Source organism: Acidisoma sp. C75 (genome assembly GCF_054665095.1).
Map to the genome: position 1 here is coordinate 262,426 of NZ_BAAFHD010000001.1, position 14,825 is coordinate 277,250.

Below are 14,825 nucleotides of genomic sequence, written 5' to 3' on the forward strand. Positions count from 1 at the left end.
GTAAAGAGCGGGCGCCGGATCGCGCCCGGAGCGGATCCTGGCCGGACGAGACGATCCGGCCCGGTGGAGATGCTCGCACGAACGATAAGTTGAAACGGGTTCTGGCGCGCCCTGGCGGCCAGGGGCCGCTCCAGCCTGGAGCGAGGGGCAGGGCATCGGCGCATGCGCGGGGCGCGGCCGGCAAGAGAGGGTGAGGCGGCATTGAAGCGCGAGCGAAGCCGGTCTCATCCGGGTGTCGTCGTCATCACCGGCGGCTCCTCCGGCATCGGCCGCTGCACCGCCGGCATTTTCGCGGCTGCGGGCTGGCGCGTCGGCCTCATCGCGCGCGGTGAAGCGGGGCTGCGGGCGAGTGCCGCGGAAGTGGCGGCCGGCGGCGGGGAAGCGGCGATCGCGATTGCGGATGTGACGGAGCCGGCGGCGCTGGAAGCGGCGGCTGCCGCGATCGAAGCGGCGCTCGGGCCGATCGAGGTCTGGATCAACGCCGCCGGCAACGGCGTCTATGGCCGCTTCACGGATGTGCCGGAAGAGGAGTTCCGCCAGGTGACGGAGGTCACCTATCTCGGCACCGTCAACGGTACGCGGGTCGCGCTGTCGCGCATGCGGGCGCGGGGCCGCGGCACCATCGTCAATGTCTGCTCGGGCGTGGTCTTTCACGGCCTGCCGCTGATGACCTCCTATTCCGGTGCCAAGGCCGCCGTGCGCGCCTTCGGCCAGGCGCTGCGGATCGAACTCGCCTTCGAAGGCAGCCGCGTGCGGATCAGCACGGTCTTTCCCCCCGCCGTCAACACGCCCTTCTTCGCCCATGCCATCACCCATATGGGCTGGCCGGCGCGGCCGGTGCCGCCGGTCTATCAGCCTGAGGTGATCGCGCGCGCCATCCTGCTTGCCGCCCGCACCGGGCGCGCGGAAATGACGATCACCGGCACCGTCGCCTGCTTCGCGCTGCTCAGCCGCATCGCCCCGGTCGGGACCGGCGCGGTCGTCCGCCGCATCGGGGTGGAGGCGCAGCGGGCCCGCGGCGCGGCGGCAGCGGCGGGCGCGGAGGCGGCGCCCACGGTCTTCGCGCCCTCCGGCGAGGCATCCGGCGCCTATGGCGCCTTCGGCCGCCACGCGCGGCGGTGGAGCTTGCAGATGGCGCTCCGCCGGCTCTTCACCCGCCTGCCGGGGGTGGGGGATTGATGGCTGCCGGCGGCGGCGGCGCTCGGCCGATCCCCCGGCGGTTCAGCCTGGCGCGGCGCTATCGCTCGCGGCGAGCAGCCGCATCACGGCTGCCTCCACCCGCGCGACGAGAGCGGCATCCTGGACGCGGGGATTGGGCTTCGCCTCTCCCCCCGGCTTGAGATAGAGGCCGGTGCGGCCGGCGAGTTCGGGGGCGAGGCAGGCGTGCAGCGGCGCCTTCGCCCCATCCTCCGGGCTCAGGCTGAAAAGCCCGATGAGCTTCCAGGCAATTCCCTCCACCCCGCCATGGCGCAGGATATCGGTGCGCACGAGGCCGGGATGGACGAGGTTGAGGGTTATGCCCTGCGCCATCAGGCGCGGCGCCCAGGTCCGGCTCATGATGAGGAGCGCGAGCTTGGAGCGCGCATAGGCGCGCAGCTTGCCCCAGCCCTGGGTGAGTTCCAGATTGTCCGGGTCGATCCCGGCGAGATCGGCGCTCGATGAGCCCGTCATCACCACCCGCGCCGGCGCGCCGGCGGCAAGGGCGGGCAGCAGAGTCTCGGTCAGCGCGAGCGGGCTCAGCAGATTGGTGGCGAGCGTCACCTCATGGCCCTCCGCCGTCTGCCGGCGCTGCGGCACCAGAAGCCCGGCATTGTTGACGAGAAGGGCGATCGCCGGATGGCGGGCGCGGATCGCCTCACCGGCCGCGCGGGTCTCGGCGAGCAGGGAGAGATCGGCCCGCAGGATCTCGACCGTGACGCCCGGTCGGATGCCGGCCAGCCAATCCCGCGTTGCCGCCGCCTTGGCCGCGTCCCGCGCGATGAGGGTGAGGTCGTAGCCCGCCAGCACCAGCCCGCGGGCGATGAAGCGGCCGAGGCCGTTGGTCGCCCCGGTGATCACCGCATGCGGGGCGGGCGCGCTCATCTCACGCCCCGTCCAGCGCGCCGAAGATCCAGGCGAGGATGCCCTTCTGGGCGTGCAGCCGGTTCTCGGCCTCGTCAAAGACCACCGATTGCGGCCCGTCGATCACCGCCGCCGCCACCTCCTCGCCGCGATGGGCGGGCAGGCAATGCATGAAGAGCGCGTCCGGTGCCGCCTCGGCCATCAGCCGCTCCGTCACCTGATAGGGGGCGAGGAGGTTGTGCCGGTTCTCGCCATCCGGGTCGGACATGCTGACCCAGGTATCGGTGATGACGCAGCGGGCACCCGCCACCGCCGCGCGCGGATCGCTGAAGAGCGCCACATCCGCGCCCTCCGCCCGCGCCCAGGCGAGCAGCTCGGACGGCGGTTCCAGCCCCTCGGGGCAAGCGAGGCGAAGCCGTGCGCCGAGCCGCGCCGCCGCCTCGATCCAGCTGCGGGCGACGTTGTTGCCATCGCCCACCCAGGCGATGCTCTGCCCCGCGATCGGCCCACGATGCTCCTCGAAGGTCAGGATATCGGCCATGATCTGGCAGGGGTGGGAGGCTTCGGTAAGGCCGTTGATCACCGGCACCGTGGCATAGGCGGCAAGCTCGTTGAGCTTCGCCGAACGGTCGGTGCGGAGCATGATGGCATCCACATAGCGAGAGAGCACGCGCGCGGTATCGGCGATGGTCTCGCCCCGGCCGAGCTGCATATCCTGGCCGAGCAGCACCACCACCTCGCCGCCGAGTTCGCGCATGGCGACCTCGAAGCTCACCCGCGTGCGGGTGCTCGGCTTGCTGAAGATGAGGGCGATGGTGCGGCCGGCAAGCGGCCGCTCCTGGCCCGCGGCCGACCGCCGGCCGGCCTTGAAGCGCGCCGCGGCGTCGAGCATGGCGCGCAGCGTCGGCCCGTCGAAATCGCGGATATCGAGGAAGTGGCGCGGCCGGGCGGCGGGGGCTGCAGCGTCGTTTGGCGCCGAGCCTGAGGGGGAGGTTTGCCCCGCCTGCTCGGTGATCGGGTCGGCGATGTCTCTCACTGTGCCGCCTCCGCCGGAACCGCGGTCTCGGCGAGCCGCGCGAGCGCGCGGCCGAGCAGATCGAGGGCGGCATCGCAATCCGCCTCGGTGATGATGAGCGGCGGCGCCATGCGGAGCACGTTATCCCCGGCCGCGACCGTCATCAGCCCTTCCTGCAGGCAGGCCGCCTGCAGGCTGGTATTGGGCAGGGCAAGCTTGAGGCCGATGAGCAGCCCCTGGCCGCGCACCTCCTGCACGATCGCCGGGAATTCGGCGCGGAGGCGGGCGAGGCCGGCGCGGAAATAGGCCGCGCGCGCCTGCACCTGATCGAGGAAGCCGGGGGCGAGCACGATATCGAGCACGGCATTGCCGGCGGCACAGGCAAGCGGGTTGCCGCCGAAGGTGGTGCCGTGGGTGCCGGGGCGGATCGGGGCGGCGACCGCCTCGCTCGCCACCACCGCGCCGATCGGAAAGCCGCCGCCGAGGCCCTTGGCGAGCGACATCACGTCCGGCCGGATGCCGGCCCATTGATGCGCGAAAAGGCGGCCGGTGCGGCCCATGCCGGTTTGGATCTCATCGACGCCGAGGAGCAGGCCGAACTCGTCCGCCGCCGCGCGCAGCCCTTCGAGGAAGCCGGGGGCGGCCGACCGGATGCCGCCCTCGCCCTGGATGGGCTCGACCAGGATGCCCGCCGTCTCGGCCGTGATGGCGGCGCGGAGCGCGTTGAGGTTGTTGAAGGGCACATGGTCGAACCCGTCCACGGCCGGGCCGAAGCCCTTGATGTAGTTGGGGTTGCCGGTGGCCGAGATCATCGCCAGGGTGCGGCCGTGGAAGGCGCCCTCGAAGCAGACCACCCGCCAGCGTTCCGGCTGGCCGCGCTCCGCATGGTATTTGCGGATCATCTTGACCATGCCCTCATTCGCTTCCGCGCCGGAATTGCAGAAGAAAACGCTGTCGCCGAAGCTCGCCTCCACCAGCCGCGCGGCGAGCTTCTCCGCCTGCGGAATGCGATAGAGGTTGGAAACGTGCATGACGCGGGCGGCCTGCTCGGCGATGGCCGAGACCAGGTGCGGATGCCCGTGGCCCAGGGAGGAGGTGGCGATGCCGCCCGCGAAATCGAGGAATCGTCGGCCATCCGTCGAATACAGCCAAGCGCCTTCGCCCCGCTCGAAAGCGAGGTCGGCACGGTTGTAATTCGGCATCAGGGCGGAAATCATCACTCGCCTTCCAGTCAAGGAAAGCAGTGATGTATGAGTGCGCGCGCATCGGCCGTCAATCAATCAGGATAAAGCATCACACAGATGACGCAGGCAAAAACCGCACGTCTCGATGAAGCGGCCCTGCGGGAGGCAGCCCTTGCCTATGTCGCGCGCTATGGCGGCACGGAAGCCTCCCTCGCGCGCGTGCTGGCGCGGCGGATCAACGCATGGTCACGCGCGCGCATGGACGAAGGCGGGGACGCGGGGGAGATCGCTTCTGCCGCCGCGAAGGCGCGCGCGGCGGCAGCGCGGGTGGTCTCCGATCTCGTCCGCCTCGGCGCGGTGAATGACGCGGCCTTCGCCGAGGCCCGCGCTCGGCGGCTCCGCCGTTCGGGCCGCTCCCGCCGCGCCGTGCTCGCCCATCTCGCAGCCCGCGGCATCGCGGGTGAGCGGGCAGGGGCGGCGGTGCCCGAGGATGCACGCGCCGAACTCGCAGCCGCTCTCGCCTTCGCGCGGCGCCGGCGCGCCGGCCCCTTCGCGGCGGCCGGGGCGGAGGGCGGTAGCCAAGACAATGATCGGGAGGAGGCAGCGGCGGCCGAGGCGCGGCGCCGCATCCTCATGGCCTTCGCGCGGGCCGGCTTCTCGGCTGAGACGACACGCCGGGCGCTCGCCTATGAGCGGGCGGAGGCGGAGGCGCTGCTGCGCGACGGCGCCTAGCGCCGTGTGGCGATGAAGCGGATCGCAGGGCGGGCGATCCGGCCCGCAACGCCTGTGAGGCCATGGCCGGACAGCATGCGGCGCGGCGGCGGGTGTATCCTCATCCTCGGCCCGCGGCGGCGGCATCCTCCCGGCTGAAGCGGATGGAGACGCGGGTGCCGGTCTCCGCGCTGCTCGCCACCTCCACCGTTGCCCGCGCATTCTCCTTGAGGGATTGCACGATGGCGTGGCTGAGCTTGCCGCGCTGAGGCCATTGCGTGCCCTCTGGCATGCCGTTGCCATCATCGGCGACGAGGACGAGGCAGCCCTCGCCATCGGTGACGCTATGCAGCGTGATGGTGCCGATCTCCCGCCCGGCGAAGGCGTGTTTCAGCGCATTGGTCAGGAGTTCGTTGACGACGAGGCCGGTCGGCATCGCGATATTGACCGGCACCGGATAGACATCCACCCGGCAATCGAGCCGGATGCCCTCGGCGGCCTGGGATTTGAGCACCGCCGAGGCGACGCGGGTGAGGTAGATGCCGAGATCGACCTCCTGCGCGTCCTCCTGGTCCGACAGCAATTCGTACAGCAACTGGATCGCCTCGATCCGCCCGGCGAGGCGCGCGAAAGCCTCGGGCTCCGGCGCGCGGGCGGCGTTGCGCGCCTCGATGCGGATGAGGGCGGTGATCATCTGGAGGTTGTTCTTGACGCGGTGCTGCACCTCGCGCAGCAGCGTGTCCTTCTCCTTCAGCGCCTGGGCGAGATCATCCTCGGCAGGCGCGTGATGCGCGGTGACATCGGCAAGCGCGGCGAGGCGGAAGGCCGGGCGGCCATCCTCATCCTCGATGACATTGGCATAGACATCGACGGTCGTTGCCTCCGCCTCCGGCGGGGTGATGCGGAAGGTGCCGCGCGCTTCGCAGCCGCTGGTGATCGCGCGGTCGAGCGTTTCGCACGCGCCCTCGGCATCATCCGTGGTTTCGGCCTCGCGCCCCGCGGCAGCGGTCTCCGCCTTCGGCAAGGCATGGCCGATCCCGGCCAGCACCGACCAGGAGCGTTCGACCATCGCTTCCGCCGGCTGCCCGGTCAGCCGGGCGAATTCCGGATTGGCGTAGATAATCCGCTCCTCCTCCGGGCTATGGATCGCGGCGAGGATGAGTGCCACCGGCACCTGGTCCAGGAAGCGGCGGAAATGCTCGTTGTTCAGGGCCTCGGCCAGGGAAGGTGTGGCAAGCAGCGCCTCCACCTGCTGGGAAGCCGGTTCCCCGGCCGGATCAGCCTGCATCGGCGGCGCGTCTCAAGAACGCCGGCTGGATAGCGCGATGCCGAGCACGAAGCCGATCCCGGCGGCGAGCAGCAGGCTTTCGCGCGGGCGGGCGCGCGTCTCCTCCACCACGCGGGCGGCGGCGGCCTGCACCGCCTCGGCGAGATCGGCCGCGGCAGGGCCGCCATGGGCATCGAGGAAATGGCGCAGCGCATCGCCGGTCAACCCGCGCTCACGAAGCCAGGGGCAGGATGTCATGGCTGAACTCGCCTTCAGGGTTCAAGGTGAAAGAGAAGCCTTGCCTGTCCGCGCGTCGGGCCGCGAAAACGAAGCAGGCCAGTCTAGCCGGGATGAAAAGCAGAACCAAGAGCCCCGCGGGCCCCAGGCCGCCGGTGGGCGCCGTCGGCCGGCATATGGGATTCAACGCGGTTCTCCTGGCGTGTTCGCGCATAGTCCGCCTATATAGGCTAAGGACGTGGTGCGAGACGGCGATATTCTGCCACCGCACCCATGGGGCGACCCATTTGAGGTCATTGTGGGGTTCCGGCAGGCCCCATCACCGCGTCCGTTCCCTCAGCCATGCCAGCAGCTGCGCCGGATCGCCCCCGATCGCTTTGTCGCGCTTGAGATAGGCGAGCAGCGCTTCGAGGCGCATGCGGTGGAATGTCGTGACATAGTTCTCGTCTCCCTGGCCGGTGCGCTTCACGACAGCCGTGATGACAGCGTCATTCGTGCGACCGATCAGGCGCACAATGCAGATGCTGGCTTTCTGCTGGTTCGGAAATTCGCGTCCCGCCGGCCGCTGGCAATACCAAACGTCTGAAATGGGGCCGCGATGTCTGCGCCGCCGCCGCGCCAACGCAACACGCCCGCGCAACAAGATCCTGTGAGCCGCGGCCAGGATATTCGGCAGTTCCCGTCCCATGAGGAGAGGTTTCACCAAAACGCGCATGGAAATGGTTGCGCTATCTTGGATCGGGATGGTAATGCTTCTTGCGTCGCTCCGGTGGTCGGCCGGCGACCAAAACCAATTAATAATGAGAAACGTCATGAAATCAGCTGGGCTTCTGGGCTTCGCCATCGCCGCTCTCGCCTTCAGCCCTTGCGTGGCGCTCGCGCAAGGGGCCGTCGCGCCCAATCCGCCGCTGCCGCCCTTGCAGGAGCCGGCAAAGATGCTGCCCGTGCCTTATGCCGATATCAGCCCGCAGATGCAGGCGATTATCGCGCGCCCGCTCAACCCCGATTGGAACGACCAGTGGAAGACGGCGGCCGAGGCGCGGGCCTATGCCAACAAGCAGGCGGCGGGCGTGGTGCCTGGCATCCCCGCCATGCTGGCGCGGCTGCATGTCTCGATGCAATCGACGACCATGGGCGGCGTGCATGTCTATGTGCTGACGCCGGATCACATTCCGCCCGAGAATCAGGGCAAGGTTCTGATCCATGTGCATGGCGGCTGCTATGTGCTGTTCCCCGGCGAATCGGGCACGACGGAAGGGATCATGATGGCCGGGTTCGGCCATTACAAAGTGATCTCGGTCGATTATCGCATGCCGCCCGATGCCTATTTTCCGGCAGCACTCGATGATGCCGTCTCGGTCTATAAGGCCGTGCTGAAAAACACCCCGCCCAAGGATGTCGCTTTCTTCGGCACCTCCGCAGGTGGCGCGCTCACCCTCGAAATGGTGCTGCGCGCGCGGCAGGATGGCCTGCCGATGCCGGGTGCCATCGCGCCCGGCACGCCGATGTCGGACGTCACCAAAACCGGAGACAGTTTCTACACCAACGAGAAGGTTGATAACGTCCTCGTCTCGCGCGATGGCTTTTGCCAAGCCGCCACCGTCATCTATGCGCATGGGCATGATCTCAGCGATCCGCTGCTCTCGCCCGTCTATGGCGATATGCACGGCTTTCCGCCCGCTATCCTGACGACGGGAACGCGCGATCTGCTGCTCAGCAATACGGTGCGCGTGCATCGCAAGCTGCTGCGCTCGGGCGTGCCGGCGGTGCTTGAGGTCTTCGAAGGCGAATCCCACGCGCAATACCAGTTCGACGATACCGTGCCGGAAACCCGCGAGGCATTCACCGAGATCGCCGCCTTCTTCGGCCAGTATCTCGGCCATTGAGGCAGGGCACGGCCGGGCACTATCATCCTCCTCTCGCATGAGGGGAGGATCGCCTTGGCCGCTGTCTTTGGTTTCGCGGGGTGGAGCGGCGCGGGCAAGACCACGCTGATCCGCGCCGTCATCGCGCATCTGGTGGCCGAGGGGCTGCGCGTCTCCACCATCAAGCATGCGCATCATGATTTCGATATCGACCAGCCGGGCAAGGATTCCTGGGAGCATCGGCAGGCCGGGGCGACGGAGGTGCTCATCGCCTCCGGCCGCCGCTTCGCCCTGATGCACGAGCTGCGCGGCGCGCCGGAGCCCGATCTAGAGGCCTTGCTCGGCCGCCTCGGCCCCGCCGATCTGGTGCTGGTGGAGGGTTTCAAGCGCGAGGCTTTCCCGAAGATCGAGGTCTATCGCGCGGCCGCCGGGAAGCCGCCGTTGCATCCGGACGATCCGGCGATCCTGGCGCTCGCGACCGACACGGCCTTCCCGGCGAGCGGCCGGCCGCATTTCGCGCTCACCGATATCGCGGGCATCGCCCGCTTCGCGCGCGATCATGCGGCCCGGCTCTGAGGGGCGAGCGCCGGTGCCGGAGCTTGCTTGCCCCGTCATTCCGGCGGTGATCCCGGCCGTCATCCTCGCGGGCGGCGCTGGCCGGCGGATGGGGGGCGCGGATAAGGCGGCACTCCTGCTCGCCGGCCAGCCGCTGCTCGCCCATGTGCTGCGGCGGATCGGCGGGCAGGGGGTCGGGCCGGTCGCGGTGTCGGGTCTGACCCTGCCCGCCGGCCTCGATGCCGGCCCAGCGCTTCCGCTGCTGGCCGATGAGCATGCGGATCGGCGCGGTCCGCTCGCCGGCATCCTCGCCGGGCTGCGCTGGGCGGCGGCCCTTTCCCCGCCGTCAGCCTTCCTTCTCAGCCTGCCCTGCGACTGTCCTTTCCTGCCGCGCGACCTCGTGCTCCGGCTGCGCCAGGCGGCGGAAGCCACTGATCCGCCCGGCGCCCGTCCGCGCATCCTCCTCGCCCGCTCCGCCGGCGCCGTGCACCCGACCGTCGGGCTCTGGGATACCGCGCTCGCCGATGATCTGGCGGCCGTGGTGGTGGCGGCGGAGGATCTCTCGATCCGCCGCTTCTGCCGCCGCTACCCCCATGCCGAATGCGAGATCCCTTCAGCCGGCGGGATCGACCCCTTCTTCAACGTCAATACCCCGGCCGATCTCGCCCGCGCCGAGAATGCGCTCCGCATGGGTGAAGATCTCGAACCCATCCTCCCGCGCGATGGCGACGAGGGTGAGGCCGCAGGCTTCCGCCTCGCGTAGCGCGAGCAGGCTCGGCGCCGAGACGGCGGCGAGGATCTGCACCCCCATCACCGCCGCCTTCTGGATGAGTTCGATCGAAACCCGGCTGGTCATCACCACCACGCCGGCCGAGGCCGGCTGCCCGGCGCCCGCCAGCGCGCCGGCAAGCTTGTCGAGCGCGTTATGGCGTCCGACATCCTCGCGCAGCGCGAGGAGCCCGCCTGCCGCCGTCCAGAACCCGGCGGCATGCACCGCGCGGGTCTCCCGGCCGAGTGCCTGGGCAGGCCAGAGGGCGGCGATGGCGGCGGCAATGCTCTGCGGCGCGAGGCGGAGGCCGCGCGGCACGGCGGGCAGCGGCCGCATGGCTTCCTCCAGACTGTCGAGCCCGCAGAGGCCGCAGCCCATGGCGCCGGTGAGGTTGCGCCGCCGATGGTCGAGCGCTTCCATCCGCGCAGGGGTGATCCAGAGCCTCAACTCCACCCCGCCGCGGGGCGCCGGCACGACCTCGATCTCCTCGATCTCCTCGGGCCGCTCGACGATGCGTTCATTGAGGGTGAAGCCGCGCGCGAAATCCACGAAATCGGCGGGCGTCGTCATCATCACCGCATGCGTCACGCGGTTATAGGTCAGCGCGACGGGGGTTTCCTCGGCCAGCCGCCGCTCCTTCGCGCGGAAGGCGCCCGCGCTCCAGAAGAGCGGGTGGCTCGGCGCCGCGGCTGGGATGATTTCCTGCGCAAGCGGGCTTTCGGCGCTGGTTCGGGCGGACGGAATGCGATAATCGGCTGTCATGCGCCTTCTATACCATCTCCCGCACTCACCCTTCTGCCGCAAAGTCCGCCTCGTGCTGGCTGAAAAGCGCCTGCCCTTCGAGCTGCGGCTGGAAAAGACCTGGGAGCGACGGCCCGACTTCCTCGACCTCAACCCCGCCGGCACGGTGCCGGTGCTGATGGACGAGAACGGCCTCATCATCCCCGAATCCTCGGCCATCTGCGAATATCTGGACGAGGCCTATCCCGATATCCCGCTCATCGGCCGCACGCTTGCGGAGCGGGCGGAGGTGCGGCGCCTCGTCGCCTGGTTCGATCTGCGGTTCAACCATGACGTGACGCGCCACCTGCTCGGCGAGAAGATCATGAAGCGGGTGGCCGGGCGCGGCCAGCCCGATACCGGGGCGCTGCGCGTGGGGTATGCCAATCTGCGCGGCCATCTCGACTATCTCGGCTATCTCGCGGAAAGCCGCAAATGGCTGGCGGGGGCCAATCTCTCGCTCGCCGATTTCGCAGCCGCCGCCCATCTCTCGGCGCTCGATTTCGCGGGTGAGGTCGATTGGTCGGTCTCCGCCCCGGCCAAGGAATGGTATGCGCGTATCAAATCCCGCCCCTGCTTCCGCCCCATCCTGGCGGATCGCATGGCCGGGGTTAATCCGCCGGCGCATTACGCCGATCTGGATTTCTGAGGCGGGGATGGCAACGGCGGGGCATCTGCTCGTCATCGGCCTCGGCTATTGCGGCCGGGCGATCGCCGAAGCCGCGCGGGATGCGGGCTTTCAGGTGAGCGGCACCAGCCGCCAGGCGGCGCTGCAGCCGCCGCGCGGGGTGGTGCTCATCCCCTTTGCCGAGGCAGGCGGTGCGATCGCGAGCGCGACGCATCTGGTGGCGACCGCCGCGCCAGGTGCCGAGGGGGATCCCGCACTCGCCCACTACCGCCAGGCGCTCGCGGCGGCGCCCGGCCTTCGCTGGATCGGCTTCCTCTCCTCGACCGGGGTTTACGGCGATCGCGGCGGCGCCTGGGTGGACGAAGCGGCCGAGCCGCGGCCAAGCTCGGCGCGCGCCCGGGCGCGGCGGGCGGCGGAAGAGGCTTGGGCCGCCTTCGCGGCGGAGCGCGCCCTGCCGCTCGATCTCATTCGCCTCGCCGGCATCTACGGCCCCGGCCGCTCGGCTTTCGACGATCTGCGGGCCGGGCGCGCGCGGCGCATCGCCAAGCCGGGCCATGCCTTCGGCCGCATCCACCGCACCGATATCGCCGAAGGCACGCTCGCCGCGCTTTTGCATCCGGGGCCGGCGGGGGAGGCACGGGTGCTCAATTTCAACGACGATCTGCCGACCGAGCCGGCCGAGGTGGTGGCCGAGGCCGCCCGCATGCTCGGCCTGCCGCCGCCACCGCTGACGCCTTTCGAGGAGGCGGCGGCCGGCATGTCGGAAATGGGCCGCAGCTTCTGGGCGGAAAGCCGGCGCGTATCGAGCATCCGCACCCAGGCGGCGCTCCGCCGGCCGTGGCGCTTCCCGACCTATCGGGAAGGGCTCGCCGATATCCTCGCCCGCGAAAGCGCTGGCCATAGCGAGTGACAAGCCCGGCCGCCCCGCCTAAGTTTCGCCGGGGCGCGGATGCCCCGCTGCATGATGCGAAAGGTGGACGGATGCTTGCTCATCGCGCTGGCTCATCGCGGGCCTGGTTTCTCGGGTGGCTGGCGCTCGGCGCTGCCCTGCTCCTCGCCCCGGCGGCGGCCTTAGCACAGGGCACCGCCGCCAACCCGGCCGCGACGGTCGACGGCCAGGTGCCGAGCGCCGAGGGCAATGTGTGGAACGGGCTCGACCATCAGCCGACGGCGAGCGACGTGCCGCCGATTGCCGATACCAAGCAGAACCAGCAGATCAACAACACGCTCGACCAGCTCAACCGGCAATTGCAACAGTATCAGCTGCCGAAAGTGCCGCCCGGCGCGCCGCAGCCCTCCGGCAATCCCTGATCGTGTAACGCAATAAAACGTCGCGCGCCGTGTCTCGGATGCAGGCGGCGCAGTATTTCGGTTTGTTTTGACGCACAAATAAAAGTGATGCCGCGCGCCGCGCCAATTCGGCGCTTTCGCGGCGTCTTTCGCATCTGCCGCCCTGCTTCCACGCGATTGTGAGTGCGGCCACGCTGGGCCGCTTCACCCCGGAGGAACAAGACATGAAGCAGACCCTTCTCGCCGCACTCGTCGCGGCTGGCGCCCTCGCCTCGGGCATGGCCCTGTTGCCCGCCCAGGCGGCGAACATGGGCATGGGCACGGTGATGGTTGGCGGCGCGCCGATGTATCCCACCAAAACGATCGTCCAGAACGCGGTCAATTCGCAGGACCACACCACGCTCGTCGCGGCGGTGAAGGCGGCCGGGCTCGTCGGTGCACTCAGCGGGCCGGGCCCGTTCACGGTCTTCGCGCCGACCAACGAGGCTTTTGCCGATCTGCCGGCCGGCACCGTCGGTACGCTGGTCAAGCCAGAGAACAAGCCGACGCTGGTGAAGATCCTCACCTATCACGTCGTGCCGGGTGACTACACCACCACCAAGCTGCGCGCGATGATCCTGGCCGGTGGCGGCATGGCTCAGCTCAAGACCCTCGAAGGCGGCATGCTGACCTTCAAGATGAACGGCTCGAGCAATATCACGGTGACGGATGAGAAGGGCGATGTCGCCGATATCACGGTCGCCGATGTGGCTCAGTCGAACGGCGTCATCCAGGTGATCGACAAGGTGCTGATGCCGTAAGCCAGCGGGCAGGGCTCGGGCGGGGCCTGGCGCTTCCGGTGTTTCCGGCAAGGCCCCGCGCCGGTCTTGTGCTGATCAGCGAGCGTGAGCGGTGGCCCGGGCGGGTGGCACGCCTCCCAGGCCAGCGTTCACGCTCGGCGCGTCGATGATCCGAGCGTGCTGGGCCACAATTGCCGCACCGGCGTGGATGGGGAGGAGGTGGTGGGCGCACAAGGACTCGAACCTTGGACCCGCTGATTAAGAGTAAGGGTGTTATCGTGTTTCACCCGATATCTGGATGCCGCAAGACGCAGCACAAAATGCCAGAAAAGCGTTGAAAAAACTGCACTTCCTGCCTTAAAGATAAATCACCGTGCTTCACCCCACGTCACCCTATCCGGGTTGAGGTGAAGCACGGGCGAGGCACGGAGTGAGGCACAGTGACCGTTCATCTCACCGCAAGCGCGATCGATGCCGCTACCCGCAAGGCGCGGGAAACCCGGGCGCTGGTGGAACTGGTGGATAGCGCGACCGCCGGCTTACGGCTGCGCTGCTCCGCCCGTGGCCGGCGAGCGTGGGTTCTGGCCACGCGTGACACCTTCGGCAGGCTGCGCCGGTTTCCCGTGGGGGAATATCCCGCCATGGGCATCGCCGAAGCACGCGGCAGAGCCTCGGTGGTGCGGAGCGAGATCAAGGGCGGGGCTGATCCCGTGGCGGAAGCCCGCCGCCGCCGCCAGTCCGCCCGCGAAGGGGTGGAGGGTATCGCAACCCTTGCCGATCTGCTCGCCGTCTATGAGACAGCGGAAGGCAGCCGCAAGAAGTCCTGGCCTGAGCAGAAGGCCCGTATTGAAAGCGTGTTCGGCAAGCTGCTCCGCAAGCCGCTCGCCACCGTGGCGCTGGTGGATTTCCAGCTTGTGGCCGATCGCTGGCCAGCCATTAGCTCGGCCTCGGCTGCCTGCCGATACCTCGGCCCGATCCTGAAATGGGCGAGCGCGCCGGGGCGGGGTTACGTCTCTGCTACCATGACCGGGCTGCGGCCTCCTGCCGCACCGGGCCGGCGGGATCGTATTCTATCCCGCGATGAACTGTCGCGCCTGTTGCCTGTCTTGAAAGCCTCGGCCCGGCCCTACGCCGCCTGCCTGCGCCTCATCCTGCTGACGCTGGTCCGGCGGGAGGAAGCTGCCGGCGCCCGCTGGCGCGATATCGACCTAGAGGCGGGCATCTGGACGATTGCCGAGACCAAAAACGGCCAGCCCCATGCGGTGCCGCTCTCCTGCCAGGCCCGCGCTCTGCTGGCCTCGCTCAAGCCGGACGGAGCCGACCCGCTGGCGCTGGTGTTCGCCACCCGCACGGGGGAACGCTTAGGCAATTTCGATAAGGAAACGCGCGTTCTACAGGCAGCGAGTGGAACCGAGGGCTGGACGCGCCATGACCTGCGCCGCACGGGCGCGACCATGCTGGGGGAAATGGGCGAACTGCCCGATATCGTGGAAGCGGCTTTGAACCATGTCGCCATCCGCTCCCGGCTGGCCGCGACCTACAACCGCAGCCGCTACCGCCCGCAGGTGGCTGCCGCCCTGCAACGCCTCGCCGATGCGCTGGACGGGATCGAGGCCGGCGCGGCGGAAGTGGTGCCGCTTGAGGCCCGCCGATGAGCGATATCGACACCGTGACACAGTGGACA

Annotated in this window: 16 protein-coding genes and 1 pseudogene; 10 read left to right on the forward strand and 7 right to left on the reverse strand. The window is 69.3% G+C overall.

The window, feature by feature from the left end; all coding sequences use genetic code 11:
• Positions 1-201: 201 nt before the first annotated feature.
• Positions 202-1,179: an SDR family oxidoreductase gene (locus tag ACYQ7X_RS01155; RefSeq protein WP_459694984.1), complete on the forward strand. Its 978-nt coding sequence runs from the start codon at positions 202-204 to the stop codon at positions 1,177-1,179.
• A gap of 42 nt (positions 1,180-1,221) precedes the next feature.
• On the opposite strand, the gene ACYQ7X_RS01160 is transcribed toward ACYQ7X_RS01155, so the two are convergent.
• The 3 genes from ACYQ7X_RS01160 to ACYQ7X_RS01170 are packed head-to-tail and all read right to left on the reverse strand — an operon-like array spanning position 1,222 to position 4,293.
• Positions 1,222-2,082, reverse strand: a complete 861-nt coding sequence (locus tag ACYQ7X_RS01160) for an SDR family NAD(P)-dependent oxidoreductase (protein ID WP_459694985.1) — start codon at positions 2,080-2,082, stop codon at positions 1,222-1,224.
• Between the two features lies 1 nt (position 2,083).
• Positions 2,084-3,076, reverse strand: a complete 993-nt coding sequence (argF, locus tag ACYQ7X_RS01165; protein WP_459695202.1) for an ornithine carbamoyltransferase — start codon at positions 3,074-3,076, stop codon at positions 2,084-2,086.
• A 17-nt stretch (positions 3,077-3,093) separates the two neighbouring features.
• Positions 3,094-4,293, reverse strand: coding sequence for an acetylornithine transaminase (locus tag ACYQ7X_RS01170; RefSeq protein WP_459695203.1), 1,200 nt, complete (start codon positions 4,291-4,293; stop codon positions 3,094-3,096).
• An 84-nt stretch (positions 4,294-4,377) separates the two neighbouring features.
• Between ACYQ7X_RS01170 and ACYQ7X_RS01175 the strand changes: the two genes are divergently transcribed.
• The gene (locus tag ACYQ7X_RS01175) at positions 4,378-4,992 is read left to right on the forward strand and encodes a RecX family transcriptional regulator (RefSeq protein WP_459694986.1); all 615 of its coding nucleotides are present in this window, start codon (positions 4,378-4,380) and stop codon (positions 4,990-4,992) included.
• Positions 4,993-5,092: 100 nt separating this feature from the next.
• Here the strand turns inward: ACYQ7X_RS01175 and ACYQ7X_RS01180 are convergent, their stop codons facing one another.
• From ACYQ7X_RS01180 to ACYQ7X_RS01190, 3 genes are all read right to left on the reverse strand, one after another.
• Positions 5,093-6,259, reverse strand: a complete 1,167-nt coding sequence (locus ACYQ7X_RS01180) for a sensor histidine kinase (protein WP_459694987.1) — start codon at positions 6,257-6,259, stop codon at positions 5,093-5,095.
• A 12-nt stretch (positions 6,260-6,271) separates the two neighbouring features.
• On the reverse strand, positions 6,272-6,496 hold the full coding sequence (locus tag ACYQ7X_RS01185) for a hypothetical protein (RefSeq protein WP_459694988.1): 225 nt from the start codon (positions 6,494-6,496) through the stop codon (positions 6,272-6,274).
• Between the two features lie 298 nt (positions 6,497-6,794).
• Positions 6,795-7,289 carry a hypothetical protein gene (locus tag ACYQ7X_RS01190; protein WP_459694989.1) on the reverse strand — a complete coding sequence of 165 codons (495 nt, stop codon included), beginning with the start codon at positions 7,287-7,289 and terminating at the stop codon, positions 6,795-6,797.
• On the opposite strand from ACYQ7X_RS01190, the gene ACYQ7X_RS01195 reads away from it, so the two are divergent.
• From ACYQ7X_RS01195 to ACYQ7X_RS01205, 3 genes and pseudogenes are all read left to right on the forward strand, one after another.
• Entirely contained in the window at positions 7,288-8,361 is a 1,074-nt protein-coding gene (locus tag ACYQ7X_RS01195) for an alpha/beta hydrolase fold domain-containing protein (RefSeq protein WP_459694990.1), read from the forward strand. The genes ACYQ7X_RS01190 and ACYQ7X_RS01195 overlap by 2 nt on opposite strands.
• A 54-nt stretch (positions 8,362-8,415) precedes the next feature.
• Complete coding sequence (gene mobB / locus ACYQ7X_RS01200) at positions 8,416-8,916, forward strand: molybdopterin-guanine dinucleotide biosynthesis protein B (RefSeq protein ID WP_459694991.1); 501 nt, start codon at positions 8,416-8,418, stop codon at positions 8,914-8,916.
• Positions 8,900-9,502: pseudogene (locus ACYQ7X_RS01205) on the forward strand (NTP transferase domain-containing protein); the annotation flags it as partial. The gene mobB and the pseudogene ACYQ7X_RS01205, both read left to right, overlap by 17 nt.
• Positions 9,503-9,508: 6 nt before the next feature.
• Here the strand turns inward: ACYQ7X_RS01205 and fdhD are convergent.
• Positions 9,509-10,426, reverse strand: coding sequence for a formate dehydrogenase accessory sulfurtransferase FdhD (gene fdhD / locus ACYQ7X_RS01210; protein WP_459694992.1), 918 nt, complete (start codon positions 10,424-10,426; stop codon positions 9,509-9,511).
• On the opposite strand from fdhD, the gene fzlA reads away from it, so the two are divergent.
• The 5 genes from fzlA to ACYQ7X_RS01235 all read left to right on the forward strand — a co-directional run bounded on the left by fzlA (position 10,425) and on the right by ACYQ7X_RS01235 (position 14,796).
• A complete protein-coding gene (gene fzlA / locus ACYQ7X_RS01215) occupies positions 10,425-11,093 on the forward strand; it encodes an FtsZ-binding protein FzlA (RefSeq protein WP_459694993.1) in 669 nt (222 codons plus the stop codon). The two genes, fdhD and fzlA, sit on opposite strands and share 2 nt — an antisense overlap.
• A gap of 7 nt (positions 11,094-11,100) precedes the next feature.
• Positions 11,101-11,982, forward strand: a complete 882-nt coding sequence (locus tag ACYQ7X_RS01220; RefSeq protein WP_459694994.1) for an NAD-dependent epimerase/dehydratase family protein — start codon at positions 11,101-11,103, stop codon at positions 11,980-11,982.
• Between the two features lie 71 nt (positions 11,983-12,053).
• Positions 12,054-12,383 (forward strand): hypothetical protein, encoded by a 330-nt coding sequence (locus ACYQ7X_RS01225; RefSeq protein WP_459694995.1) that lies wholly within the window; start codon positions 12,054-12,056, stop codon positions 12,381-12,383.
• Positions 12,384-12,586: 203 nt separating this feature from the next.
• The gene (locus tag ACYQ7X_RS01230) at positions 12,587-13,162 is read left to right on the forward strand and encodes a fasciclin domain-containing protein (protein WP_459694996.1); all 576 of its coding nucleotides are present in this window, start codon (positions 12,587-12,589) and stop codon (positions 13,160-13,162) included.
• Positions 13,163-13,581: 419 nt separating this feature from the next.
• On the forward strand, positions 13,582-14,796 hold the full coding sequence (locus tag ACYQ7X_RS01235) for a tyrosine-type recombinase/integrase (protein WP_459694997.1): 1,215 nt from the start codon (positions 13,582-13,584) through the stop codon (positions 14,794-14,796).
• The last annotated feature ends 29 nt before the right edge of the window (positions 14,797-14,825 follow it).

What these genes read in the sequence shown, in the direction of transcription:
- fdhD (WP_459694992.1), bottom strand. Translation starts at nt 10,426, where the DNA reads ATGACAGCCGATTATCGCATTCCGTCCGCCCGAACCAGCGCCGAAAGC.
- ACYQ7X_RS01225 (WP_459694995.1), top strand. Translation starts at nt 12,054, where the DNA reads ATGCTTGCTCATCGCGCTGGCTCATCGCGGGCCTGGTTTCTCGGGTGG.
- ACYQ7X_RS01220 (WP_459694994.1), top strand. Translation starts at nt 11,101, where the DNA reads ATGGCAACGGCGGGGCATCTGCTCGTCATCGGCCTCGGCTATTGCGGC.
- ACYQ7X_RS01175 (WP_459694986.1), top strand. Translation starts at nt 4,378, where the DNA reads ATGACGCAGGCAAAAACCGCACGTCTCGATGAAGCGGCCCTGCGGGAG.
- ACYQ7X_RS01185 (WP_459694988.1), bottom strand. Translation starts at nt 6,496, where the DNA reads ATGACATCCTGCCCCTGGCTTCGTGAGCGCGGGTTGACCGGCGATGCG.
- ACYQ7X_RS01230 (WP_459694996.1), top strand. Translation starts at nt 12,587, where the DNA reads ATGAAGCAGACCCTTCTCGCCGCACTCGTCGCGGCTGGCGCCCTCGCC.
- fzlA (WP_459694993.1), top strand. Translation starts at nt 10,425, where the DNA reads ATGCGCCTTCTATACCATCTCCCGCACTCACCCTTCTGCCGCAAAGTC.
- ACYQ7X_RS01195 (WP_459694990.1), top strand. Translation starts at nt 7,288, where the DNA reads ATGAAATCAGCTGGGCTTCTGGGCTTCGCCATCGCCGCTCTCGCCTTC.
- ACYQ7X_RS01160 (WP_459694985.1), bottom strand. Translation starts at nt 2,082, where the DNA reads ATGAGCGCGCCCGCCCCGCATGCGGTGATCACCGGGGCGACCAACGGC.
- ACYQ7X_RS01180 (WP_459694987.1), bottom strand. Translation starts at nt 6,259, where the DNA reads ATGCAGGCTGATCCGGCCGGGGAACCGGCTTCCCAGCAGGTGGAGGCG.
- ACYQ7X_RS01170 (WP_459695203.1), bottom strand. Translation starts at nt 4,293, where the DNA reads ATGATTTCCGCCCTGATGCCGAATTACAACCGTGCCGACCTCGCTTTC.
- ACYQ7X_RS01190 (WP_459694989.1), bottom strand. Translation starts at nt 7,289, where the DNA reads ATGACGTTTCTCATTATTAATTGGTTTTGGTCGCCGGCCGACCACCGG.